Consider the following 23,973-nt stretch of genomic DNA (forward strand, 5'->3'; position numbering starts at 1 on the left):
CTCCTCCGGCTTGTGTCTCTTCTGTCCCATTCGTTCGTCCTCCATCTGGCTCGAAAGCCTACCTCAGGAAGGACCACTTTTCTGGGGGCAGACCATCCACCCGCGCCCGAAAGCATCGTGCCAATGGACCAGAGGCCGACGATGCACCACCACTCAAAGCGGACCACCCGATGGGGGCAGACCAGCGCGTGTGCCCTCGGTCGCAGGAGTTAGGCGACACCACAGCCGTAGTACCAACCGTAGTACAGGCGGCACCTGTTGACCCGGTCTCACGGCCTCTGCTATCCAACAATTGCTGGATGCAGGGCTGCCGTGGGTGCCTGTAACGGGAGCACAACCGCCACCTGCCGCAGTGTGGGGGCACCTCTTCCCGCAAATCTCATCCCCGCGCGAGACCATGGAAGAAGTCCCAGCCCCTCCTACCGCACAGGCGTGAACAGGGCGTCGTCGAGGGTACAGTCGCGGATGACGTCGGCGCCGCAGGGGACGGGGGCGAGGTCGCGCGAGAGGCAGATTCGGGCTTCCTGGATCATGCCGTCGCGGCAGGTGATGGTCAGCATGTCGGCCTCGAGATCGGGGTTCTCCTTCAGGAAGGCCTCTTCGATCACGCTTGCGGGCAGGGTGACGGGCTTGTCCAGCCGGCGCAGCAGGGCCGGGCGCGTCACGGCGTCATAGGCCTCGCGCGAGAGGTCGAAATAGGCCCGCGCCGAAAGCCCCGAGCAGGTGCCGTGCTTCTTCCACTGGTGCCAGGCCAGCCCGCCCGAGCCCATGATGTCGGCCATCGCCCCGGTCATCCCGCGCGAGGGCGGGCGCTCCACCGTCGGGCAATAGGCGGGCCAACCGCGATGGTATTGCGGCCAGAGCCCGTGCAGCACCCAGCCGGCATCGGTCTCGCATTGCTCGGACTGGCGCGCATCGCCCTCCCGCGCGCACCAGTTGGGCGACCAGCTGAGCGCCATCACGTAGTAGTCGAACTCGCCCGCGGGCTCGCCCTCGGCCGCCGCAAGGCCGGCACTCAGCATCAGAACTGCCAGGAATCGCATTTTCTCTTCCCCTTCGCACGCCGCGCCACTATATACCGCCCGAGTTTCCCGACAACGGTGACCCGCTCCGCCCCCGGAGCCGCCCGAGGCGAAAGCCCCCGGGCCGCGCAGATCCCGTAGCCGTCGGACCCGAAAACGACCAAGGAGAAGTACCATGGCCAAGCTGCTGCACCCCAAGGCGACCGCCGTCTGGCTGGTCGACAACACCACGCTGAGCTTCCAGCAGATCGCCGATTTCACCGGCTTTCACGAGCTGGAGATCCAGGGCATCGCCGATGGCGACGTGGCGGCCGGGGTCAAGGGCTTCGATCCGGTGGCCAACAACCAGCTGGAGCAGGTCGAGATCGACCGGGCCGAGAAGAACGGCAGCTACCGCATGAAGCTCAAGCACAACCCCGCTGCGCGCGACGAGGACAAGCGCCGGGGCCCGCGCTACACGCCGCTCTCCAAGCGGCAGGACCGCCCGAACGCCATCCTGTGGCTGGTCAAGTTCCACCCCGAGCTGGCCGACAGCCAGATCTCCAAGCTGGTGGGCACCACCAAGCCGACCATCCAGTCGATCCGCGAGCGCACCCACTGGAACATCCAGAACATGCAGCCGATCGACCCGGTGGCGCTGGGGCTGTGCAAGCAGACCGAGCTGGACGCCGCAGTGGCCAAGGCCGCCAAGGCGATGGAAGCGGTGATGACCGATGACGAGCGGCGCAAGCTGGTCTCGACCGAGCAGAGCCTCGAGATGCAGTCCGAAGAGCCGCGCCTGCCCTCGGCGATCGAGGGGCTCGAGACCTTCAGCCTGTCCGACCCGCGCGGCGAGGATGACGAAGAGGACAAGAAGTCCGACGACGATTACCTGGACGCCGAGAGCTTCTTCAACCTGCCGGGCGACAAGGGCGATGACGACGAGGATGACGACACGCGCGGCTGAACGCAGCATGCCGGTCCCGCGGGACTGGCATCGTCGCGCGATTTGGGGCAATGTTTCGGCATGTCACGATTGAGCGGTGAACCAGGGCCTGTGGAGCATCCCTCCGAGGCGGATCTCGACCTCGACGCGGACCTGTTCATGCGCAAGATGCTGCGCGACCTGACGGGGCTGCTGCAGGATGTCGTCGGCCTTGACGAGGCCGAGGGCTACATCAACTCGGTGGGCACCTCGGTCGGGCGCTGGATCGAGGACAAGTACCGCGCCGAGATGGGGGGGCAGGATCTCGACCCCACTCGCATCGCCGAGGTCTTCGTCGATCTCAAGCGCCGCATCGGCGGGGATTTCTACGTGATCTCGGTCACGGATGACTGCATCACGCTGGGCAACCGGGCCTGTCCCTTCGGCGACATGGCGCAGGGGCGCGACGCGCTCTGCATGATGACCTCGAATGTCTTCGGCCGGATCGCGGCGGATCACACCGGCTATGCCCGTGTCGAGCTGCACGAGACCATCGCGCGCGGTGACGCGGGCTGCCGCATCGCGATCCACCTGTCGCCCGACGGGGCCGGCCCGTCGGATGGCGCGCGCGAGTATTTCCGGCTCGATCCCGACCTGCGGGAGAACGGGGGCTGAGCATGCAGGCGGCAGAGCAGTCCCGGCTTTTCGAATCGGTTTTCGCCCATGCGCCGACGCCGACCTGCCTTGCGCGGGTCGACGGGGCGTTGATCCGGCTGAACACGGCGGCACGCCGCCAGCTGGGCATCGAGGCCGGGCAGGATGCTGGGCTGGGCCTGTCGGATCTCTTCCAGCGCAGCGAGGGCCGGGTCTGGTCCGACCTGCCAAATGCCGCCGGCACCGCCGGCTGGGTCCGCTCCAGCGCCGTGCTGGCGCGCGGCGACCTTGCCGGGCTGCGCCAAACCCTTCGGCTGCGCAGCCTGCGCGACCATCCCGCCGCCGCGCCGGTCCTGATGATCTGCATCGATCCCGATGGCGCCGCGCCCTTCCGCGAACACACCCGCCTGATCGCCAGCCTCAACCGCGAGCTGACCCGCGCGCGGGCGTTGCAGGCGCAGCTGGAACAGGCGGTCGAGCGCGAGCAATACCTGCATGGCGAGCTGATCCACCGGGTCAAGAACAACCTCGCGGTGCTGTCCTCGCTGGTCCGCGCCCGCATCGGCGAGGCGCAGCATGACGAGACGCGCGAGGCGCTGCGCACCATCGCGCTGCGCACCCGCTCCATCGCGCTGGTGCATGACCTGCTGGACCAGAGCAACGCGGTCGAGGTGATCGACGCCAGCGACCTGATCCAGGAGCTTTGCCGCCTGCTCTCCGGCGCGCTGGTGCCCGAGAACGTGACGCTGAACTGCGAGGTCGAGGCGCTGCGGCTGCACAATGCCGATGCCACGGCGCTCTGCATCCTGATCAACGAGCTGGTCACCAACGCGCTGAAATACGCCTTCACCGGCAAGGCCGAGGGGCGCATCGACCTGGTCTTCCGCCAGAACGGCGTCGACCGGATGGAGCTGCGGGTGCGCGATGATGGCCGCGGCATGGCCGAGCAGCCGCAGCCCGCCACGGACAGCGCCGGTGGCGGCGGGCAGGGCACGCGGATCCTGCATGCGTTGGCCGAGCAGCTGCGCGGCGAGCTGACACAGGACAGCGGTGCCGGAACCGAGTGGACACTGGTCTTCGACCCGCGCCCCGCGCTCGAGACCGCCGCCGAGTAGGCGCGCTACAGCCGCTTGCGCGCGTTCAGCGCCGCGGTGATCGTGCCGTCGTCAAGATAGTCCAGCTCGCCCCCGATGGGCACGCCCTGCGCCAGCGAGGACAGGGCCACCCGGTCCTCCAGCTGGTCGGCGATGTAATGCGCCGTGGTCTGGCCATCGACCGTGGCGTTCAGCGCAAGGATCACCTCGCTCACGCCCTCGGCCTCGATCCGCGACAGCAGCTGCGGGATGCGCAGCTCGTCCGGGCCGACCCCGTCCAGTGCCGACAGGGTGCCGCCCAGCACGTGGTAGCGGCCGCGGAAGACGCCCGAGCGCTCCATCGCCCAGAGATCGGCCACGTCCTCGACCACGCAGAGCAGCCCGTTGCCGCGCGCCTCGCTCTGGCAGATCTCGCAGATATCCGAGGTGCCGACATTGCCGCAGTTCAGGCAGGGCCGCGCGCTGTCGGCCACCGCCTGCATCGCGGCCGCCAGCGGCACCAGCAGCGCGGCGCGCTTGCGGATCAGGTACAGCACCGCCCGCCGGGCCGAGCGCGGCCCGAGCCCCGGCAGGCGCGCCATCAGCTCGATCAGCGCCTCGATCGGGTCGTTGCGCCGGCTCACGGGCGGCGGCCGCCGCCCGGGCGCGGAAGGGATCCCCGGTGCACCACCTGGCTCAGAAGGGCAGCTTCATGTCGGCGGGCAGGCCCATTTCCTCGGTCAGCTTGCGCATCTCCTGCTCGGCCCGCTCGCTGGCGCGCGACTGCGCATCCTTGATCGCGGCGAGGATCAGGTCCTCGACCACTTCCTTCTCGTTGGGATCGAAGATCGACGGGTCGATGTCCAGCGCCTTCAGCTCGCCCTTTGCGGTGGCGGTGGCCTTGACCAGCCCGGCCCCGGATTCGCCCACCACCGTGATCGATTTCAGGTCGTCCTGAAGCTGGGTCATCTTGCCCTGCATTTCCTGCGCCTGCTTCATCATCTTGGCCATGTCGCCAAGCCCGCCTAGACCCTTGAGCATTCCCGTCTCTCCTGTGTGCTGGGGCCGCGCGTGTCCCGCCCGGACCATTCGCCCGGTTATCGCAAGCCCGTGGCCGCGCCACAAGAGGGGCAGGGGCCGGGCGGCGCTGCGTCGCGGCCTCTGGACAGTCGGCCCGGGCGCGGGTTCACTCGCCCCCGAAAGGAGCCCGCCCATGACCCAGCCGCCCGATGCCGAGGCCCGCCGCGCCGTTGCGCCGGTGATCTGCTACCCGACCGACACGCTGCCGCGCCCGGACCTTTCGCGCTATGCCGCGGCGCTGGAGGGGGCGCAGGTGACCGACACGGTCACCGCCCCGCCGCGCGAGGCCTGCCATTTCCGCGTCGGCGCCGCGCAGTTCTTCCGCATCACCAGCGTCGAGGGCCCGCAGGTGGGCGACCTGAACCTCTGGAATGCCGAGGACCTGTCCGAGCGCTTCTATTCCGGCAAGACCCGCGCGCTGCACGGCACCCATGTGAGCACGGGCGACCGGCTCTGGTCGTGTTTCCCGTTCCTGCGGCCCATGGCGACCATCGTGGCCGACAGCCTCGACTGGTACGGCATCGACGCTTTCGGCGGGTCGGTGCATGACGTGATCGGCACGCGCTGCGATCCCTATACGGGCATGCTGCTGTCGGGGCAGCCCTATCACCATTGCTGCCATTCCAACCTGACCCGCGCGCTGGCCGATGCGCTGGACGTGCCGCTGGCCGAGGCCGAGCGCCATGTGCATGACGTGCTGAACGTCTTCATGTGCACGGGCTTCACCCGCGACACCGGCCAGTATTTCATGAAGGCCAGCCCGGTGCGCCCCGGCGACCAGCTGACCTTCTTCGCCGAGATCGACCTGCTGGGCGCGCTCAGCGCCTGCCCGGGGGGCGACTGCTCGGCCGAGCATACCTCGGACGCGGCCGCCTGTTTCCCGCTGCGGGTCGAGATCCTGACCCCGCCGCCGGGCGCGCTGGAGGGCTGGCAGCCCCCCGCCCGCAACGGCTATGACCGCAGCCACGGCCGCTAGGGCCGCGGTGCGTGGATCAGGCGTCGGGAAAGGCCGCGTGCAGCGCGATCTCGACCATGTCGCCAAAGCTCTGCTCGCGCTCCTGCGCGGGCAGCGCCTCATGCGTCAGCAGGTGGTCCGAGACAGTCAGCACCGCCAGCGCCCGCACCCCGTGACGCGCCGCCAGCGTGTAGAGCTCGGCCGCCTCCATCTCGACGCCCAGGATCCCGTGCCGGACCATCTGGTCATTGAGGTCGGGCCGCTCGTCGTAGAACACGTCCGAGGAGTAGATCCCGCCGGCATGGAACGGCACGCCCTTGGCCTCGGCCGCCGCCACCGCCGCGCGCAGCAGGCCGAAATCGGCACAGGGCGCGAAGTTCAGCTCGCGGAAGATCCCGCGCGAGGGCGTCGAGAGCGTGGTGGCCGTCATCGCGAGGATCAGGTCGCGCATCGCCACGCGCTCCTGCATCGCCCCGCAGGAGCCGATGCGGATCAGTGTCCTGGCGCCGAAATCGCGGATCAGCTCGTTGGCATAGATCGACAGGCTCGGCATCCCCATGCCCGAGCCGTGGATCGTCACCCGCTGGCCGCGCCAGGTTCCGGTATAGCCCAGCATGCCGCGCACCCGGTTCACGCAGGTGGCGTCGTCCAGAAAGGTCTGTGCCGCCCATTCCGCGCGCAGCGGATCGCCGGGCATCAGCACGGTTTCGGAAATCTGTCCGGGCTCTGCCCCGATATGGATCGACATTTCAGATCGCGAGATCTTCGACCGACTTGCCGGAATTCAGCGCGTCGATCACCCATTGCGGCTTGCGCCCGCGGCCGGTCCAGGTCTGCGTGGGATCGGCCGGGTTGGCATAGCGCGGCACGCCTTTCGAGGCTTTGCCGTCCCCGGTCACGATTTCATCCAGCGAGAAGCCGAATTCCTTCGCGGCCTTTTCGGCGGCCAGTTTCGCCTCGGCCTTGCGGCGGGCATCCACCGTCTTGAGCGCCTTTTCGGCATCGGTGATCAATTGCTTGAGCTCATCGCGCGAGAGCTCTTCGAGTTTCAAGTCCATGAGTGTGTCCTTCCAGGTGACAGGTCAACCTGTATCCAATTCACGACTTTTATCACGATGAACAAGCATCATTCTGTGTCAATCGCGCAAAATGGTCAATTCCCGCGAAAAACCGCCCGCCAATCTGGCGAGCGGTTGCATATTGTTTCAATTAGAGGGGTGAATCGACGCTATTCAGCGGCAACCGATTTCGGATCGGCCAGTGTCACGATATCGTGCATGATGGCATTCAATTCGAAATCCTTGGGCGTATAGACCCGGTCCACGCCCATCGCCTTCAGCCGTGCGGCGTCCTCGTCGGGGATGATTCCGCCCACGATCACCGGCACCTCGCCCAGCCCCGCCTCGCGCAGGCGGCGCATCACCTCCTCGACCAGCGGGATATGGCTGCCCGACAGGATCGACAGGCCCAGCACATGGGCGCCGTTCTCGGCCGCCGCCACGATCTGCTCGGGCGTCAGGCGGATGCCTTCATAGTCGATCTCCATGCCGCAATCGCGCGCGCGAAAGGCGATCTGCTCGGCGCCGTTGGAATGCCCGTCCAGCCCCGGCTTGCCCACGAGGAAGCGCAGCCGCCGGCCCAGCCGGTCGCTGACCGCGTCCACGGCGGCGCGCAATTCGTCCAGCCCCTCTGTCTTGTTCGAGCGCGCGGCCGAAACGCCGGTGGGCGCGCGGTACTCGCCATGCACGGCGCGCATCTCGCCGGCCCATTCGCCGGTGGTGACCCCGGCCTTCGCACAGGCGATCGAGGCGGGCATCACGTTGCGCCCCTCGCACGCGGCGGCGCGCAGGACCGCCAGCGCCGCCTTGACCGCCCCGGCATCGCGCGCGGCGCGCCACGCCTCCAGCCGCGCGACCTGGTCCGCCTCGACGCCCGGATCGACGGTCATGATGCCGCCATCCTCGCCCACAAGCGGCGAGGGCTCGCCCTCGGTCCAGCGATTGACGCCCACGACCACGGTCTCGCCCCGCTCGACCTTGTTCAGCCGGTCGGCATTGCTGTCCACCAGCCGGCCCTTCATGTAGGCGATCGCGCCGATCGCGCCCCCCATGCTCTCGATATTGGCCAGCTCGGCGCGTGCGCCGTCCTTCAGCGTCTCCACCTTGGCATCCACCGCCGGGTTGCCTTCGAACAAATCGTCGAATTCCAGCAGGTCGGTCTCGTAGGCCAGGATCTGCTGCATCCGCATCGACCATTGCTGGTCCCAGGGCCGGGGCAGGCCGAGGGCCTCGTTCCAGGCCGGCAATTGCACGGCGCGCGCGCGGGCCTTTTTCGAAAGCGTCACCGCCAGCATTTCAATCAGGATCCGGTAGACATTGTTTTCCGGCTGCTGCTCGGTCAATCCGAGGCTGTTCACCTGAACACCATAGCGGAAACGGCGATATTTCGGATTTTCCACCCCGTAGCGGCTTTGCAGGATCTCATCCCAGAGATCCACGAATGCGCGCATCTTGCACATCTCGGTCACGAAGCGAATGCCGGCATTCACGAAGAAGGAAATGCGCCCTGCCAAAGCCGGAAAATCCTCTTCGGCCACGCGCGGGCGCAATTCGTCCAGAACCGCGATGGCGGTGGTCAGGGCAAAGGCCAGCTCCTGCTCCGGCGTCGCCCCGGCCTCTTGCAGATGATAGGAACACACGTTCATCGGGTTCCATTTGGGCACGTTCCGGTAACAATATTCCGCAACGTCACCGATCATTTTCAACGAGGGTTCCGGCGGGCAGATATAGGTACCGCGGCTGAGATATTCCTTGATCAGGTCGTTCTGCACCGTGCCCTGCAGCTTGGCGACGTCCGCCCCCTGTTCCTCGGCCACCGCGATATAAAGCGCCAGCAACCAGGGCGCCGTCGCGTTGATCGTCATCGAGGTGTTCATCTGCTCCAGCGGGATCTGGTCGAACAGCGTGCGCATGTCGCCCAGGTGGCAGACGGGCACGCCGACCTTGCCCACCTCGCCGCGGCTGAGCACGTGGTCGCTGTCATAGCCCGTCTGCGTGGGCAGGTCGAAGGCCACGCTCAGCCCGGTCTGCCCCTTGGCCAGGTTCGAACGATAGAGCGCGTTGGACCGGGCGGCGGTCGAGTGGCCCGCATAGGTCCGGATCAGCCAGGGCCGGTCGGGCTGGCGCGGGGCGTCGCCGGTGGCGCGGTCGGGGCCGGGCGCGGCGGCGGCTCTGTCACTGTCGCGTGTCGGGGTCTGGCTCATCTGGCTCTCCATGCGGGCTCTTGCGGGCGGCAATCATATTTCGTTTCTAGCGGACTATACGAAACAAAATGTCTCTGTCAATTCGCCGCGATGCAGCGGGCGCAGGTGCAGCATAGCCCGCCCCGCTCCGCAGGGGGAGGGCCCTGCGCCCCCGCCGCGGGCCGCTTGCCGCGAAACGGCCCGTTTCGGCGAAACCACCGCCCGAAACGTCCGATCTGTACAAAATTCCGGCAGGCTGGTTTGGTCGCGCCCATGACTGCCCCGGTGACGCTCCCGCTCTGGCTCTTCGTGCTGATCCTGCTCTTCGCGGCCAGCGCCTTTGCCACGCATTTCCTGTTCCCCTCGGTGCGCTGGTTCTTCCGCCGCCGGCTGGAAAAGGCGGTGGCCCGGCTCAACACGCGGCTCGAGCGGCCGATCGAGCCCTTCAAGCTGCTGCGCCGCTACGACCTGATCCAGCGGCTCTGCTACCATCCCGACGTGACCCGCGCGATCCTCGACCATGCCGCGGAACACGGCCTGCGCGAGGACGTGGCCTTCGAACGCGCGCGCCGCTATGCCCGTGAAATCGTTCCGGCGTTTTCCGCCTTTGCCTATTTCGGCTGGGGCGTGCGCGCCGCAAGGATGCTCTCCAACGCGCTCTACCGCGTGCGCCTCGGCCATCATGACCCGCAGGAGCTCTCGGGCATCGACCATGACGCCACGCTGATCTTCGTGATGAACCACCGCTCCAACATGGATTACGTTCTGGTCACCCATCTCGCGGCCGAACGCTCGGCCCTGTCCTACGCGGTGGGCGAATGGGCGCAGGTTTGGCCGCTGTCGCGGCTGATCCGGGCGATGGGCGCCTATTTCATCCGCCGGCGCTCCCGCGACGGGCTTTATCGCGCGATTCTGCGGCGTTACGTCGAGATGGCCACCGCCGGCGGCAGCACCCAGGCGATCTTCCCCGAGGGCGGGCTCAGCCTCGACGGTGCGCTGCAGCCGCCGAAGATGGGGCTGCTCAGCTACATCACCGACGCGCTGCCGCAGGTCGAGCGCGAGGTCGTCTTCGTCCCCGTGGCGCTGAACTACGACCGCGTGCTCGAGGACCGGGTGCTGATCGGCGCGGCAGAGGCCGGCACCCGCCGCTTCGACGCGCGCATCAGCCATGTCTTCGCCGCCACGCTGCGCCAGCTCTGGCTGCGCGTCACCGGGCGCTACCACCGCTTCGGCTATGCCGCGGTCAGCTTCGGCAAGCCCCTGTCGCTCAAGCATTTCCCGGCGCTCGCCCGGGATCCCGAGGCGCTGGCCGACGCCTTGATGGACCGCATCGCCGCCTGCGTGCCGGTGCTGCCGGTGCCGTTGGTGGCGCATCTGCTGCTCGACGGGCCCAAGTCCCGCGCCGAGCTCGAACGCGGCGTCTCGGCGCTGCTCGACCGGCTCGGGCACTGCCATGTCCACCTGCCGCGCAACAATCGCGATTACGCGGTCGAGGTCGGCCTGCGCAGCCTGACCGAACGCGCCATCGCGGTGAAGGAGGGCGACACCTTTGCCATCGCGCCGGAAAACCGCACCCTGGCCCGGTTCTACGCGAATTCCATCGCCCACTTGCTCTGACCCCCTTTCATCTTTCCCCAAATACTCAATTCCCCGGCCGCCACGGGCGCGCCGTTGGGGCAGGGGCGCGGCCGTGCCAGTGGCCGGGGCTTCGCTGCAGGCGCGCGGGCTTTTCTGCATTCGCTCGGTCATAAAATTACAAAATACCATCACGGGGAGTTGCAATGTTGCGCGTTTCTCCGTATCTCGGGTGAAACCCCCGCGAGATTCTGCACTGCAGAGCGGATCAAACTGAACCCTCGGACCTGACAGGAGGCCGCCATGGCATTGGACACGCATGCTGGAATCGCCCAGTACGACGCGCCGGAGAAAGACCTCTACGAGATCGGCGAGATGCCGCCGCTCGGCTACGTACCCAAGAAGATGTATGCTTGGGCGATCCGCCGCGAGCGCCATGGCGACCCCGACCAGTCCTTCCAGACCGAGGTGGTCGACACCTGGGAGATCGACAGCCACGAGGTGCTGGTGCTCGTGATGGCCGCGGGCGTGAACTACAACGGCGTCTGGGCGGGCAAGGGCGTGCCGATCAGCCCGTTCGACGTGCACGGGCAAGATTTCCACATCGCGGGCTCGGACGCCTCGGGCATCGTCTGGAAGGTGGGCGAGAAGGTCACCCGCTGGAAGGTGGGCGACGAGGTCGTCATCCACTGCAACCAGGACGATGGCGATGACGAGCACTGCAATGGCGGCGACCCGATGTTCTCGCCCAGCCAGCGCATCTGGGGCTACGAGACCGGCGACGGCTCCTTCGCCCAGTTCACCAAGGTGCAGGCGCAGCAGCTGATGCCGCGACCCAAGCACCTGACCTGGGAGGAAAGCGCCTGCTACACGCTGACGCTGGCCACCGCCTACCGCATGCTCTTCGGGCACGAGCCGCATGACCTCAAGCCGGGTCAGAACGTGCTGGTCTGGGGCGCCTCGGGCGGGCTGGGCTCCTACGCCATCCAGCTGGCCAACACGGCGGGTGCCAACGCGATCGGCGTGATCTCGGACGAAAGCAAGCGGCAATTCGTGCTCGACCAGGGCGCCAAGGGCGTCATCAACCGCAAGGAGTTCAACTGCTGGGGCCAGCTGCCCACGGTGAACAGCCTTGAGTACAACGAGTGGCTGAAAGAGGCGCGCCGCTTCGGCAAGGCGATCTGGGCCATCACCGGCAAGGGCGTCAATGTCGACATGGTCTTCGAACACCCGGGCGAGGCGACCTTCCCGGTCTCGACCCTCGTGGTCAAGAAGGGCGGCATGGTGGTGATCTGCGCCGGCACCAGCGGGTTCAACTGCACCTTCGACGTGCGCTACATGTGGATGCACCAGAAGCGCTTGCAGGGCAGCCATTTCGCCCATCTCAAGCAGGCTTCGGCGGCCAACAAGCTGATGATCGAGCGGCGCCTCGATCCCTGCATGTCCGAGGTCTTTGCCTGGAACGAGATCCCGGACGCGCACATGAAGATGATGCGCAACGAGCACAAGCCCGGCAACATGGCCGTGCTGGTCCAGTCGCCCCGCACCGGGCTGCGCACGCTGGAAGACGCGCTGGACGCGCGCAAGTAAACAATGCCGCCGCCCATGGCGGGCGGCGCGACCTCCTCCCGACGCCCGCGAATCGCCCCATGGCGTGCCGCGGGCGTTTCGCGTTCCGGCCTTGGGACGCGGGTTCAAGGGCTTGGGGGCCCGTGCCCTCGCCATTTCCGGGGAGGAGGATTCCGGGAATATTAACCCCGCCCCCCGCATGCTAGCCTTGTGTTAATGAAGCTTTAACCAATTGCGAGAGAGGCTTGCCATGGGACATGACTGGATACTGGACGTTCTGGCCGACCTGAAAACCTTCGCGCGTGCCAATGGTTTGCCCGCCCTGGCCTCGCAGCTGGAGGATGCCTCTTTCGTGGCGCAGGCCGAGATGACGTCCCTGGCAGAGGGGAACGGCATTGGGGTTCTTGGGGAACGCACCGCATCTGGACGGACTTCTCGAACGGCTGGAATGCGCTGAGGGGCTGGAGGATCTGCAAATCGCCATCGAGGATCTGCGCGACAGCTATGGCGTGGATCACATGGTCTATCACTGGGTGTCCAGCAGCGGCGAGCAATATGGCTGCGGCACCTACCCGCTGGACTGGATCAACCGCTATGTCGAGAAGGGGTACCTGCGTATCGACCCGGTGGTCTCGGGTTGCTACCAGCGCTTCCACCCGGTCGACTGGAAGCGGCTGGACTGGTCGTCCAAGGCGGCGCGCGCCTTCCTGCAGGACGCGATCGGGCACGGGGTCGGCAACCAGGGCTTCTCGATCCCGATCCGCGGCCCGAACGGGCAGTTCGCGCTGTTCACGCTCAGCACCACCTGCAGCGATGCCGAATGGGAGGAGTTCACCGAGACCAACCGCCGCGACCTGATCCTGCTGGCGCATTACTTCAACCAGAAGGCGCTTGAGTTCGAGCCGGGCCGCGCCCCTGATCCGGCGCAGCCGCTCTCCCCGCGCGAGATCGAGGCGATGACCCTGCTGGCGATCGGCTACAACCGGGCACAGGCGGCCGACACGCTGTCGATCTCGGAACACACGCTCAGGGTCTATGTCGAAAGCGCCCGGTTCAAGCTGGGCGCGCTCAACACGACCCATGCGGTGGCCCGCGCGCTGAGCCGGGGGCTGATCGTCGTCTGACCGGTCGCGGTGAATGCCGCGTGAGCGGGGCGCACGGGCGCGAGCAAAGCCGTTAACCATGGCACCGGAGAGTTTTCCCATCAGCTCTGGCTACGGGGAAGACCATGATCCGCTACATCTACGGCAATGACCTGCACAAGTTTCCGCAACTCGCCCGCTCCATGTTCCGCGACCGTGCCGACCAGTTCAGGACGCGGCTCGGCTGGGCGGTCGAGGTCGACGTGAACGGCTACGAACGGGACGCCTATGACGGCGAGAACCCGCTCTACGTGATCTGGGAAGAAGAGGATGGCCGCCATGGCGGCTCCATGCGGCTCTTGCCGACCACCGGGCGCACCATGGTGAACGAGCATTTCAGCCACCTGACCGACGGGGTCGAGATCCGCAGCCCGCTGATCTGGGAATGCACCCGGTTCTGCCTGTCGCGCGGCGCGCGGCCGGGCGTTGCCGCGGCGCTGATGCTGGCGGGCGGCGAGGTCATGCAGCATTTCGGCGTGGCGCATTACGTGGGCGTGTTCGACGCGCGCATGGTGCGGATCTACCGCCGGATCGGCGCCTGTCCCGAGGTTCTGGGCTCGGACGGGACGGGGCGCGCGCAAGTCAGCGTGGGTCTGTGGGAGTTCTCGGCCGAGGCGCAGTCCCGCGTCGCGCGCGCCGCCGGGATCACGCCCGAGATGTCGCGCCGCTGGTTCGAACGCGCCTTCGGCGCAGTCCCGCGGCCGGGAGCCACGCAGGCGGCCTGAGACACGCCCCCAAAGGAAGACCTGACGCGCGCCCGCCCGGCGCGCGTTTTGCTTTGACCGGCGCTATTCCTCGAACGGGTCCCACTCGTCCTCGACCTCGGGCAGGGCGTCGGCCTGCACATCCTGCGCGATCTCCTCGGCGCTGCGCACCGTGGCGATCTTGGCGCCCGGGAAGGCCTGCAGCGCGGCGCGCACCAGCGGGTGCTCGGCCGCCTCGGCCTCGCGGGCCAGCCGGTCGGCATCGCGGCGTTCCTGCACGGTGGGGGCGGTGGCGTCGTTGACCACGATCACCGCCCAGCGATTGCCCGTCCAGCGTTGCAATGCGGCGCCCAGCCGCTGCGCGAGATCGGGTTCGGCATCGTGGGCGGGCGTGAACTCGATGCGGCCCGGTCGGTAGGCGCCCAGCCGCAGCCCGCCTTCCACCTCGACCAGCAACTTGACGTCGCGATTGGCGCGGATCAGCTCCAGCACATGCTCGAAGGTCGGGTAGCGCGCCAGGGCCTGGTCGGCCGCCGTGGCCGGCATGGCGCCGCCCTCGGGCCCGCCATGGCCGCCGCGCGCCCAGGTGCCGCTGGATGCGCTGCCGGTGGCGCCTTGCGCGCCCGGCTGGCCGCGGGGCGGGGCCTCGGCGCGCGGACCTGCCCCGCCGGAACCCTGCGGCGCATGCGCATCGCCCTGCGCGGGCGGCGGCGGGCTGTCCTGAAGCTTGCGCACCAGGTCCTCGGGCGAGGGCAGCTCGGCCACATGGGTCAGCCGGATGATCGCCATCTCGGCCGCCATGATGGCCGACGGCGCGCCAGCCACCTCCTCGATCGCCTTGAGCAGCATCTGCCAGGCCCGGCCCAGCGGCCGCATGCCCAGCCCGTCGGCAAAGGCCAGCCCGCGCGCGCGCTCATCGGGCGAGATGGTCGGGTCGTCCGCCGATTCGGGTGTGATCTTGACGACCGAGATCCAGTGCGTCAGCTCGGCCAGGTCGCGCAGCACCGCCAGCGGATCGGCCCCGTCGGCATATTGCGCCGACAGCTCGGCCAGCGCGCCGGCGGCGTCGCCACGCATGATCCGCTCGAACAGGTCCATCACCCGGCCGCGATCGGCCAGCCCCAGCATGGCGCGCACCTGCTCGGCCCCGGTCTCGCCCGCGCCATGGCTGATCGCCTGGTCGAGCAGCGAGGTCGCGTCGCGGGCCGAGCCCTCGGCGGCGCGGCAGATCAGTGCCAGCGCCTCGTCGGTGATCTCGGCCCCCTCGGCGGTGGCGATGCGGCGCAACATCGTGATCATCACCTCGGGCTCGATCCGGCGCAGGTCGAAGCGCTGGCAGCGCGACAGCACCGTGACCGGCACCTTGCGGATCTCGGTCGTGGCGAAGATGAACTTCACATGCGCCGGCGGCTCTTCCAGCGTCTTGAGCAGCGCGTTGAAGGCCGAGGTGGACAGCATGTGCACCTCGTCGATGATGTAGATCTTGTAGCGCGCGCTGGCCGCCCGGTAATGCACACTGTCGATGATCTCGCGGATGTCGCCGACGCCGGTGCGGCTGGCCGCGTCCATCTCCATCACGTCGACATGGCGGCCTTCCATGATCGCCACGCAATGCTCGCAGACGCCGCAGGGATCGGTGGTCGGCCCGCCCGTGCCGTCCGGTCCGATGCAGTTCATCCCCTTGGCGATGATCCGCGCCGTGGTCGTCTTGCCGGTGCCGCGGATGCCGGTCATGATGAAGGCCTGCGCGATCCGGTCGGCCTTGAACGCGTTGCGCAAGGTGCGCACCATCGCGTCCTGCCCGACGAGATCGGCAAAGGTTTCGGGGCGGTACTTGCGGGCGAGCACCTGGTAGGCGGGGGCGTCTGTCATGGGATCCTGCTGCGGCTTTTGCGACAAGCTAAGCGAGGCGCCGCCCCGCGTCCACCATCCAGCCGGCGCTTGCCTTTCGCGCGCGGCTGCGGCACCCTGCGGGCAGGCCCGTCGCCGGGGGCCGCCTGATCCGCGGAAAGCACGCGCACCGGCCTGACGACCGACGCCATTCTTCGGTTTTCTCTGGCCCGATACAGCGGATCGCGGGCGATGACGGAGGAACCCGATCATGCCGGACCTGTCCCTCGATACCCTGCGCCGTGACGCCAAGCGCCTGCACCGGGCCCATGCGGCCGGCGAGCTGCAGGCGCGCCAGCGCGTCCTGCAACACCCGCCCCGCCCGGACGGGCAGGCGCTGAAACATGCCGATTTCCTGCACGTGATCGCGCAGGAGAACGGCTTTGCCAGCTGGCCACAGCTGAAGCTGGCGGCCGAGACCATGGGCCTGTCCCGCGCCACCGCCCTGCAACGGTTGAAGATCGCGCTGGCCCATGGCCGCATCCCGGTGGTCGAGGCGCTGCTGTCCGAATGGCCCGACCTGGCCGAGGGGCATTTCGGGCTGGCCTGTGCGCTCTACCAGCAGGCGGAGGTCGAGGCCGCACTGGTGCGCGATCCCGCGCTGGCCACGACGCCCGCCGGGCCGCGCCGTCCGATCCTGCACCTTGCCTTTTCGCGCTGGATCCATGCCCGCCCTGAACTCGAGCCCGACATGCTGGCCGTGGCCGAGGCGCTGCTGGCGCACGGCGCGGACGTGAATGACAGCATGCCGGTGGCGCCGGACAATGACCACCCGCTCTCGGCGCTCTACGGCGCGATCGGCCATGCCGACAACATGGTGCTGGCGCAATGGCTGCTGGATCGCGGCGCGGATCCGAATGATGGCGAGTCGCTCTACCACGCGACCGAGCTGGGCCATCTGCGCGGGCTGCGGATGCTGCTGACCGCGGGTGCCGATCCGCGCGGCACGAATGCGCTGCTGCGGGCCATGGATTTCCACGACCACGCGGCAGTGGCACTGCTGCTGGAGCATGGCGCGCGGCCCGACGATTTCAACGATGCCGAGCTGGCCGGCGAGCCGCCCTGGGTCGTGCCGGCGCTGCACCAGGCGGCGCGGCGCGGGTCGGATGCGCGCATGGTCGCGATGCTGCTTGAGGCCGGCGCCGATCCTGGGTGCGTCTACCAGGGGGCCAGCGCCTATGGCTTTGCCCGCGTGCATGGCGCGCGCCCGGTGGTCGAGGCGATCGAGGCGCGGGGCGCGGCCGTGCCGCTCGGCCCCGAAGAGACCCTGCTGGCGCGCGCCGCCGAGGGGCTGGACAGCCCGGGCCGCTATATCGACCCCGCGAAACTGCCCGAGGCCTATCGGCACATCCTGCGCGAGATCCTGCACCTGCCCGGCAAGCTCGACCACCTGCGGCGGCTGGTGGATCTCGGCCTGCCGACCGACCAGCCCGACGAGATGGGCCTGACCCCGGTGCAGGTCGCCGGGTGGGAGGGGCTGCCAGAAATTATGGGCTTCTTCCTGCGGATGCGCCCGGATCTGGGCCATGTGAACGGCTATGGCGGCACCTTGTTCACCACGATCCTGCACGGGGCCGAGAATGCGCCCGACCGGGACCGGCGCGACCACCTGGGCTGTCTGCGCATGGCGCTGGAGCATGGCGTCGCGCTGCCCCGGCGCGAGATCGGCTATGTGGGGCGCGACGAGATCCGGTTCTTCCTCGAGGACTGGGCCGAGCGCCATCCCGGGCAGGTGGTCTGACGCGCCTTGGCGTCATGCGATCCGGACCGGGTGCCACGCTCTTGCCTTTGCGGGGGATTCTGCTGGGCGTCCGGCCCGCGCTGTGTCACATTTCCGGACATGGAGGAGGATCGCGACCCCATCTGCGGGCCCGACAGGCTGTGCCGCGCCATCGGCCTTGGCCGCCATCTGCCCTATATGACCGGGGCAGGGGGGTGCCGTGCGTCCATGACGGCCACCCCCGCGGAAGCGAAGGGGAGGCCGGCATGAGGGCGACACCGTCACAGGACGACACGGCGCAGAACGTGGTCTTTAACGCGCTGCCGGTGGGCGGCGGCATCCTCGGCCTGTCCGCGCTGCCGGGGCGCGGCGGCGATTACCGCGGCGACATGGAGCATCTGGCCAGCTGGACCCCCGCGCTGGTGATCTCGCTGGTAACCGAGGTCGAGCTGCTCGAGGCCGGGGCCGGGGATCTCGGCCAGCGGATCCAGGACAAGGGCACGCGCTGGGCCCATCTGCCGATCCGCGATGCCGGCGCGCCGGACGCTGCCTTCCAGGAGGCCTGGCCCGAGGTCAGCACCCGCGCGCGGCGGGCGCTTCTGGGTGGCGGCCGCGTGCTGATCCATTGCCGTGGCGGCTGCGGGCGCTCGGGCATGGTCAGCCTGCGGCTGATGATCGAAGCGGGCGAGGCGCCGGACGAGGCGCTGGAGCGCCTGCGCGGCGTGCGCGCCTGCGCCATCGAGACCGATGCCCAGATGCGCTGGGCCATGGCGGCCGAACGCCAGCCCGCGGTCTTCGTGCGCCATTCGCGATAGGCACCCGTCACCAGCGATTTGGGGAATGGTGAGAGATTGTAGCGACCCAGGCGGGGCTCGTTGCGGCTGCTTCCTTCCGGACCTGACCGGGTTGGCGAGGCGCCTGCCCGCACAACCTCTCACCCGTCTAGATAGGGGGTTCGGCGCGCGGATGCAATGGGGGGCGGGGCGCGCAGCGGCCGGTCGCGATGCAAAACCGCTCGCAGCGCGCGGCATTTCCGCCTAGACCCGGCGTCATGGATGACAGCTTCGAGATTTTCCTGGCCGGCGTGCCGGGGCTGGAGGACGCGCTGCGCGACGAGGCGCGGGATGCGGGGTTCGAGGGCGCGCGCGCCGTGCCGGGCGGGGTGGAGATTCGCGGCACCTGGGAGACGGTCTGGCGCGCCAACCTCGTGATACGCGGGGCCGGGCGCGTGCTGGCCCGGATCGGATCCTTCCGCGCCTTCCACCTGGCGCAACTGGACAAGCGGGCGCGCAAGTTTCCCTGGGCCGGGATCCTGCGCCCGGACGTGCCCCTGCGGGTCGATGTGGTCTGCCGCAACTCCAAGATCTACCACGACCGCGCCGCGAAACAGCGCATCGAGCGCGCGATCACCGAGACGCTGGGCGCGCCGCTCTCGGCCGCGGCGGCGCTGCGCGTGGCGGTGCGGATCGAAGATGACCTCGTGACGCTGTCGCTCGACACATCGGGCGCCCCGCTGCACCGGCGCGGCATCAAGGAGGCGGTGGGCAAGGCGCCCCTGCGCGAGACGCTGGCCGCGCTGTTCCTGCGCCAATGCGGCTATGACGGGACCGAGCCGGTGCTGGACCCGATGTGCGGCTCGGGGACCTTCGTGCTCGAGGCGGCCGAGATCGCAACGCGCCGCGCGCCGGGTCGGCTGCGTGCCTTTGCCTTCGAGGAACTGGCCGGTTTCGACGCGGCCCGCTGGGAGGAGATGAAGGCGGCGCTGCGCCCGCGCGAGACGGCGCTGGTCTTCCACGGCGCCGACCGCGATGACGGGGCGATCCGCGCCTCGCGCGCCAATGCGGCGCGGGCCGGTGTCGACGATGTCTGCCGCTTCGACCGCGCGCCGATCAGTGCCTTGCAACGGCCCGAGGGGCCGCCCGGGCTGGTCATGGTCAACCCGCCCTACGGTGCGCGGATCGGGGACCGCAAGCTGCTCTTCTCGCTTTATGGCACGCTGGGCCAGGTTCTGCGCGAGCGGTTCGGCGGCTGGCGGCTGGGCCTCGTCACCTCGGATGGCGGGCTGGCCAAGGCCACGGGGCTGCCGCTGAGCGCCGGGCCGCCGGTTGCCTTCGGCGGGCTGAAGGTCAAGCTCTACCGGTCGGAGATCCTGTAGCGCAGCCGCGATCGCCCGGTGCATCTGCCCGGTGCCGGATTTCCCCCTCCCTACCGCCCTTCACCCTGCGGCGAGTCGCTGAACATCTGGTGAATATCTGCAAGGCATGCCGGGAGGGAGTCGGGAGGCGCGGGGCGCGGGCGGGTCACACCTGAACCCCGAGGCGGGCGCCCCCGGCAGATGGCGGGGTGCGTCCTGACAAGACATCACTCGTCCGCTTGCAGCCCGCCGGGGCAGAGGAAGCGGGTGTAGAGCCCGTAGCAGGTCGCCGTCAGGCCGAACCCGTCCAGATCGACGCGCGCGTAGAGGAGGCGGTCCTCGTAGCTCAGCGTGATGCCGCTGCGCAGCACCGAGTAGCAGGTCTGCGGGTCCAGCCGGCAGGCCAGCAGCAGCGCGGCGTCCAGCGCCTGCGCCTCCTGCAGGCGTTCATTGGCCACGGCCTGCGTGACCTGCCGCTGCAGCTCGGCCTCGGCGGCCTCGACCGAGGGCTTGGTCACCAGCGCGCCCAGCCCGGCCATGACGATCATCCCGGCAAGGAATTTCCACATGAACCCATCTCCTTTGCCGCCCTATAGAGACGAAAACGGGCGGCTGTCGAGCCGCCCGTTGCCACATTCCGCGGAGCCGCTTCTGTCAGAGCTTGATGCGGAAGGCCGCGAAGCCGTCGGCGCCGTCGCCGGCATCCTCGATCTCGACGCCCTTCACGTCATCGGCGAAGTCGCGCGCCTTGGGGCCGGTCTCGAACAGCACCGTGGTGTCCGGCAGCGGCGCGAAGGACCAGTTGGCATCGGCGGACGGGTTGATCGTGCCCTGTTCGACGATGTAGCGCACGATCACGTCGCGATTGGTGTCCGGCGCCTCGAAGACGATCGTGTCGCCCATGGCGCCGGGGAAGCTGCCGCCGCCCGAGGCGCGATAGTTGTTCGTGGCGATGATGAATTCCTGCTCCGGCTGCACCGGCGCGCCCTCGAATTGCAGGTTCACGATGCGGTTTGCCTCGGGGTTCTCGAGCTCGCCCTTGGGGCCGAATTTCGACGGCTGGCTGAGGTCGATCTGGTAGGTCACCCCGTCGATCACGTCGAAATTGTAGGACGGGAAGGACGGGTTGAGCAGCGGCGCATCCTCGGCGCCGGGCGTGACCTGGTTGAACATGCCGGCCGAGCGCTCCAGCCAGTCCTTGACCTGCGCGCCGGTCACCCGCACCGCGCGCACCGTGTTGGGGTAGAGGTAAAGATCGGCCACGTTCTTGATCGCCACCGCGCCGGGCGCCACGTCGGTGTAGTAATCCGGGCCGCCGCGGCCGCCGGCCTTGAACGGGGCCGCCGCGGAGAGGATCGGCAGGCCGGCATGTTCGGTGCCCTGCAGCATCTGGTCGATATACCATTTCTGCGCGTTCGAGACGATCTGGACCGAGGGGTCGTCGGCCACCAGCGCGAAGTAGGAATGCAGCGGCGCGGCGGTCTCGCCCACGGCGCGGCGCACATAGGCCAGCGTCTCCTCGTGGTCCTGCGCCACGGCCTCCAGCACCTCGGCATCATCCTCGACCAGCGCGGTGATCGAGCGGTCCTCGCCGCGCTCGTAGATCGGGCGGGCCTCGGTGGTGGTCGAGACGACGCGCCAGCTGTTGCCGTCGCGCTCCAGCAGCAGGTCGATCACGCCCAGATGCGAGCCCCAGAACCCGCCCATGACGGCCGGCTTGCCATGGATCGTGCCGGCCTCGGCATCGACGGCGGCGTAATCGGCATAGGTGGGCGAGGGGAAGACGAGATGGCTGTGCCCGGTGGTCAGCGCGTCGATCCCCTCGACCGCCGCCAGCGGCACCGAGGCGTTCTCCATCCCGTCCACGGGATCGGCCGAGCCGATGCCGGAATGCGACAGGGCGATGATGATCTCGGCGCCTTCCTCGCGCATCTGCGGCACGTAGGCCTGCGCCGTGGCGACGATGTCGCGCGCGGTCACGTTGCCCTCCAGATGCTTGCGGTCCCAGTTCATCACCTGCGGCGGGGTGAAGCCGATCACGCCGATGCGGATCGGGTGGGTGTTGCCGGCGCCGTCGGTCAGCTCGCGGTCGAGGATCGTGTAGGGCTGGAACAGTGTCTCGTCCTCGCGCGGGGTGGCGCCCTCGGACTTGGCGATATTGGCCAGCACCACCGGGAAATCGGCGCCCGCCATGGATTTCATCAGGAAGTCGATGCCGTAGTTGAACTCGTGGTTGCCGATCGTGGCGACATCGAAGCCCACCGTGTTCATCGCGGTCACGATCGGGTGCATGTCACCCTCTTTCATGCCGCGCTCGTAGGCGATGTAGTCGCCCATCGGGTTGCCCTGCAGGAAGTCGCCATTGTCCACGGTCAGCGTGTTCGTCGCCTCGGCGCGGATGCCGTCGATGATGGTCGACACGCGGCTGAGCCCCACCGTGTCCACCGGCCGGTCGGCATAGTAGTCATAGGGGTAGACATGCACATGGATGTCCGTGGTCTCGAGGATGCGCAGATGCGCCTGGTTCGCTTGCGCCCGGGCCGAATAGGGATGCAGGGCGATCAGCGCGGCGCCGGCGGTGCTGCTGGCCAGGAACTGGCGGCGGGACAGGATCGGTTTTCTGGAAAGGGACATCGGAGGACCTGTTCTGTTCTGAGATACCCCAGCCTAGCACGCAAACCTCGACGCGCATGTGACAAAAAACCGGGCCGCGATAGCGGTTTGCATTGCGCCGGTCCTGCGGGCATGCTCCGCCGCGAAACGGGGGTGGACATGCGGCACGCAGAGCAGGTGACATTCGGTGGCTCGGGGCTGGACCGGGCGGCCGAGATCCGGGGCGACATTCCGGCGCTGAGCGCTGCGATGGAGGATCCCGGCACGCGGGTCGTGCTGCTGTGGCGCGGCAAGCCGCTGGTGGCGGGCGACGAGGCACTGTCGCTGGTGCGGCTGCCGCTGGAGCATCCCGTGCTGGCCGAGACCCGCGCCGCGCCGATCCTGCTGGGGCGCGAGGACGGCTACGCGGTCTTTGCCCATGACGTCTCGGGCTACGAGCCGCCGGATCTCGACGCGGCCGAGCTGGGCCGGTTCGTCGACCCGACCGAGCAGACCCACCCGGCGCTGGCCGAGGGGCAGCGCTTTGCCGAGCTGCGCCGCATCATGACCCGGCTGGACGCGCGCGATGCCGAGCTGGCCGCGACCGCCAAGGCGATCCTCGGCTGGCACGGCTCGCACGGGTTCTGCGCGCGCTGCGGCGCGGCCTCCGAGATCTTCATGGCCGGCTGGCAGCGAATTTGCCCGTCCTGCGGCGCGCATCATTTCCCGCGCACCGACCCGGTGGTCATCATGCTGATCACGCGGGGCAACCGCACGCTGATGGGCCGTTCGCCCGGCTGGCCCGAGGGGATGTATTCCTGCCTCGCCGGTTTCGTCGAACCGGGTGAGACGATCGAGGCGGCGGTGCGGCGCGAGGTCTTCGAGGAGGCCGGCATTCGCGTGGGCCCGGTGCGCTACCTGGCCAGCCAGCCCTGGGCCTTCCCGTCCTCGCTGATGATCGGCTGCCATGGCGAGGCGCTGGAGGAGCGGATCACGATCGACCCGGCCGAGCTGGAGGACGCGATCTGGGTGACCCGCGAAGAGGTGGCGGCGGCCTATGCCGGCGAGACCTCGGGCCTGATGCCGGCCCGCAAGGGCGCCATCGCGCAGTTCCTGCTGCGCAACTGGCTGGCCGATCGATTGGATTGAGCACAGGCTTCGGCTACAGTTTTGCCACAAGGCCGGTATACAGGGCAGGCAGGCCAGGTCGCGGCCACATCCAACACAAGAGCAGGCAGAGCCAATGCAATTGACGGCACGGGAAGACATCGAGGCGCCGCTGGATCGCGTCTTTGCGGAACTGACGAATTTCGAGAATATCGAGCGACAGGCCTTGCGGCGCGGCGTTGACGTGCAGCGCACCACCGCCACGCAGGGCATCGAGGAAGGCATGAAGTGGCATGTCGCGTTCGGCTTTCGCGGCAAGCAGCGCAGCGCCGACATCACCCTGACCGAATACTCGCCGCCCGAGCGCGTGATCTTCGACAGCGTCTCCGGCGGGCTCGAGGTGCACCTGGTGGTGGACACTGTGGCGCTCAGCCGGACCCGCACGCGGATCAGCATGACGACCGAGCTGGCGCCCAAGACCCTGTCGGCGCGCCTGCTGGTGCAGTCGCTCAAGCTGGCCAAGGGCGGCATCGACAAGCGGTTCCGCGCACGCATGGGCAAGCTTGCCGGCGAGCTGGAAGAGCGGCTGAAGCGCACCGCCTGAGCCATGG

22 protein-coding genes and 1 other RNA gene are annotated in these 23,973 nt (G+C 68.5%); 13 read left to right on the plus strand and 10 right to left on the minus strand.

Annotated features, from left to right (window positions below; all coding sequences use genetic code 11):
* Positions 1-419: 419 nt before the first annotated feature.
* Complete coding sequence (locus AVJ23_RS17840; RefSeq protein ID WP_058863583.1) at positions 420-1,043, minus strand: ribonuclease T2 family protein; 624 nt, start codon at positions 1,041-1,043, stop codon at positions 420-422.
* 154 nt (positions 1,044-1,197) lie between these two features.
* On the opposite strand from AVJ23_RS17840, the gene AVJ23_RS17845 reads away from it, so the two are divergent.
* The 3 genes from AVJ23_RS17845 (at position 1,198) to AVJ23_RS17855 (ending at position 3,695) form a co-directional block, all read left to right on the plus strand.
* The gene (locus AVJ23_RS17845) at positions 1,198-1,968 is read left to right on the plus strand and encodes a DUF1013 domain-containing protein (RefSeq protein WP_058863584.1); all 771 of its coding nucleotides are present in this window, start codon (positions 1,198-1,200) and stop codon (positions 1,966-1,968) included.
* A gap of 90 nt (positions 1,969-2,058) precedes the next feature.
* Entirely contained in the window at positions 2,059-2,601 is a 543-nt protein-coding gene (locus tag AVJ23_RS17850; RefSeq protein ID WP_240484713.1) for a methanogen output domain 1-containing protein, read from the plus strand.
* A gap of 2 nt (positions 2,602-2,603) precedes the next feature.
* Positions 2,604-3,695: a sensor histidine kinase gene (locus AVJ23_RS17855; protein WP_058863586.1), complete on the plus strand. Its 1,092-nt coding sequence runs from the start codon at positions 2,604-2,606 to the stop codon at positions 3,693-3,695.
* Between the two features lie 5 nt (positions 3,696-3,700).
* On the opposite strand, the gene recR is transcribed toward AVJ23_RS17855, so the two are convergent.
* Both recR and AVJ23_RS17865 read right to left on the minus strand, forming a co-directional pair.
* Positions 3,701-4,297: a recombination mediator RecR gene (gene recR, locus AVJ23_RS17860; protein WP_058863587.1), complete on the minus strand. Its 597-nt coding sequence runs from the start codon at positions 4,295-4,297 to the stop codon at positions 3,701-3,703.
* 52 nt (positions 4,298-4,349) lie between these two features.
* Positions 4,350-4,694, minus strand: coding sequence for a YbaB/EbfC family nucleoid-associated protein (locus tag AVJ23_RS17865; protein WP_058863588.1), 345 nt, complete (start codon positions 4,692-4,694; stop codon positions 4,350-4,352).
* A 172-nt stretch (positions 4,695-4,866) separates the two neighbouring features.
* Here AVJ23_RS17865 and AVJ23_RS17870 point away from each other — a divergent pair, with 172 nt between their 5' ends.
* Positions 4,867-5,709, plus strand: a complete 843-nt coding sequence (locus AVJ23_RS17870; RefSeq protein WP_058863589.1) for an urea carboxylase-associated family protein — start codon at positions 4,867-4,869, stop codon at positions 5,707-5,709.
* 16 nt (positions 5,710-5,725) lie between these two features.
* Here the strand turns inward: AVJ23_RS17870 and deoD are convergent, their stop codons facing one another.
* The 3 genes from deoD to AVJ23_RS17885 all read right to left on the minus strand — a co-directional run bounded on the left by deoD (position 5,726) and on the right by AVJ23_RS17885 (position 8,950).
* Positions 5,726-6,436 carry a purine-nucleoside phosphorylase gene (gene deoD, locus AVJ23_RS17875; protein WP_058863590.1) on the minus strand — a complete coding sequence of 237 codons (711 nt, stop codon included), beginning with the start codon at positions 6,434-6,436 and terminating at the stop codon, positions 5,726-5,728.
* Between the two features lies 1 nt (position 6,437).
* Complete coding sequence (locus tag AVJ23_RS17880; protein WP_058863591.1) at positions 6,438-6,746, minus strand: H-NS histone family protein; 309 nt, start codon at positions 6,744-6,746, stop codon at positions 6,438-6,440.
* A 170-nt stretch (positions 6,747-6,916) separates the two neighbouring features.
* Positions 6,917-8,950: a protein meaA gene (locus AVJ23_RS17885; protein WP_084794741.1), complete on the minus strand. Its 2,034-nt coding sequence runs from the start codon at positions 8,948-8,950 to the stop codon at positions 6,917-6,919.
* Between the two features lie 252 nt (positions 8,951-9,202).
* Between AVJ23_RS17885 and AVJ23_RS17890 the strand changes: the two genes are divergently transcribed.
* The 4 genes from AVJ23_RS17890 to AVJ23_RS17905 all read left to right on the plus strand — a co-directional run bounded on the left by AVJ23_RS17890 (position 9,203) and on the right by AVJ23_RS17905 (position 13,940).
* Positions 9,203-10,546 carry a 1-acyl-sn-glycerol-3-phosphate acyltransferase gene (locus AVJ23_RS17890; protein WP_058863592.1) on the plus strand — a complete coding sequence of 448 codons (1,344 nt, stop codon included), beginning with the start codon at positions 9,203-9,205 and terminating at the stop codon, positions 10,544-10,546.
* Between the two features lie 261 nt (positions 10,547-10,807).
* Positions 10,808-12,094: a crotonyl-CoA carboxylase/reductase gene (gene ccrA / locus AVJ23_RS17895; protein WP_058863593.1), complete on the plus strand. Its 1,287-nt coding sequence runs from the start codon at positions 10,808-10,810 to the stop codon at positions 12,092-12,094.
* 383 nt (positions 12,095-12,477) lie between these two features.
* The gene (locus AVJ23_RS17900; RefSeq protein ID WP_058863671.1) at positions 12,478-13,197 is read left to right on the plus strand and encodes a helix-turn-helix transcriptional regulator; all 720 of its coding nucleotides are present in this window, start codon (positions 12,478-12,480) and stop codon (positions 13,195-13,197) included.
* A gap of 104 nt (positions 13,198-13,301) precedes the next feature.
* Positions 13,302-13,940: an acyl-homoserine-lactone synthase gene (locus tag AVJ23_RS17905; RefSeq protein ID WP_058863594.1), complete on the plus strand. Its 639-nt coding sequence runs from the start codon at positions 13,302-13,304 to the stop codon at positions 13,938-13,940.
* 63 nt (positions 13,941-14,003) lie between these two features.
* On the opposite strand, the gene AVJ23_RS17910 is transcribed toward AVJ23_RS17905, so the two are convergent.
* On the minus strand, positions 14,004-15,791 hold the full coding sequence (locus AVJ23_RS17910) for a DNA polymerase III subunit gamma/tau (protein WP_058863595.1): 1,788 nt from the start codon (positions 15,789-15,791) through the stop codon (positions 14,004-14,006).
* A gap of 229 nt (positions 15,792-16,020) precedes the next feature.
* Here AVJ23_RS17910 and AVJ23_RS17915 point away from each other — a divergent pair, with 229 nt between their 5' ends.
* Entirely contained in the window at positions 16,021-17,550 is a 1,530-nt protein-coding gene (locus tag AVJ23_RS17915) for an ankyrin repeat domain-containing protein (RefSeq protein ID WP_058863596.1), read from the plus strand.
* Between the two features lie 245 nt (positions 17,551-17,795).
* On the plus strand, positions 17,796-18,344 hold the full coding sequence (locus AVJ23_RS17920; RefSeq protein ID WP_058863597.1) for a phosphatase domain-containing protein: 549 nt from the start codon (positions 17,796-17,798) through the stop codon (positions 18,342-18,344).
* A gap of 24 nt (positions 18,345-18,368) precedes the next feature.
* Here AVJ23_RS17920 and ffs read toward each other — a convergent pair.
* Positions 18,369-18,468: signal recognition particle sRNA small type (gene ffs / locus AVJ23_RS22340), an RNA gene on the minus strand.
* Positions 18,469-18,580: 112 nt separating this feature from the next.
* Here ffs and AVJ23_RS17925 point away from each other — a divergent pair.
* Positions 18,581-19,684 carry a THUMP domain-containing class I SAM-dependent RNA methyltransferase gene (locus AVJ23_RS17925; RefSeq protein ID WP_058863598.1) on the plus strand — a complete coding sequence of 368 codons (1,104 nt, stop codon included), beginning with the start codon at positions 18,581-18,583 and terminating at the stop codon, positions 19,682-19,684.
* A gap of 206 nt (positions 19,685-19,890) precedes the next feature.
* On the opposite strand, the gene AVJ23_RS17930 is transcribed toward AVJ23_RS17925, so the two are convergent.
* Entirely contained in the window at positions 19,891-20,232 is a 342-nt protein-coding gene (locus tag AVJ23_RS17930; RefSeq protein ID WP_058863599.1) for a hypothetical protein, read from the minus strand.
* 85 nt (positions 20,233-20,317) lie between these two features.
* A complete protein-coding gene (locus tag AVJ23_RS17935; RefSeq protein ID WP_058863600.1) occupies positions 20,318-22,297 on the minus strand; it encodes a bifunctional 2',3'-cyclic-nucleotide 2'-phosphodiesterase/3'-nucleotidase in 1,980 nt (659 codons plus the stop codon).
* A gap of 138 nt (positions 22,298-22,435) precedes the next feature.
* Here AVJ23_RS17935 and nudC point away from each other — a divergent pair, with 138 nt between their 5' ends.
* A complete protein-coding gene (gene nudC / locus AVJ23_RS17940; RefSeq protein ID WP_058863601.1) occupies positions 22,436-23,404 on the plus strand; it encodes an NAD(+) diphosphatase in 969 nt (322 codons plus the stop codon).
* 94 nt (positions 23,405-23,498) lie between these two features.
* Complete coding sequence (locus AVJ23_RS17945; protein WP_058863602.1) at positions 23,499-23,966, plus strand: SRPBCC family protein; 468 nt, start codon at positions 23,499-23,501, stop codon at positions 23,964-23,966.
* Positions 23,967-23,973: the final 7 nt, after the last annotated feature.

The sequence above is a fragment of the Pseudoponticoccus marisrubri genome, assembly GCF_001482405.1.
Taxonomy (GTDB): domain Bacteria; phylum Pseudomonadota; class Alphaproteobacteria; order Rhodobacterales; family Rhodobacteraceae; genus Pseudoponticoccus; species Pseudoponticoccus marisrubri.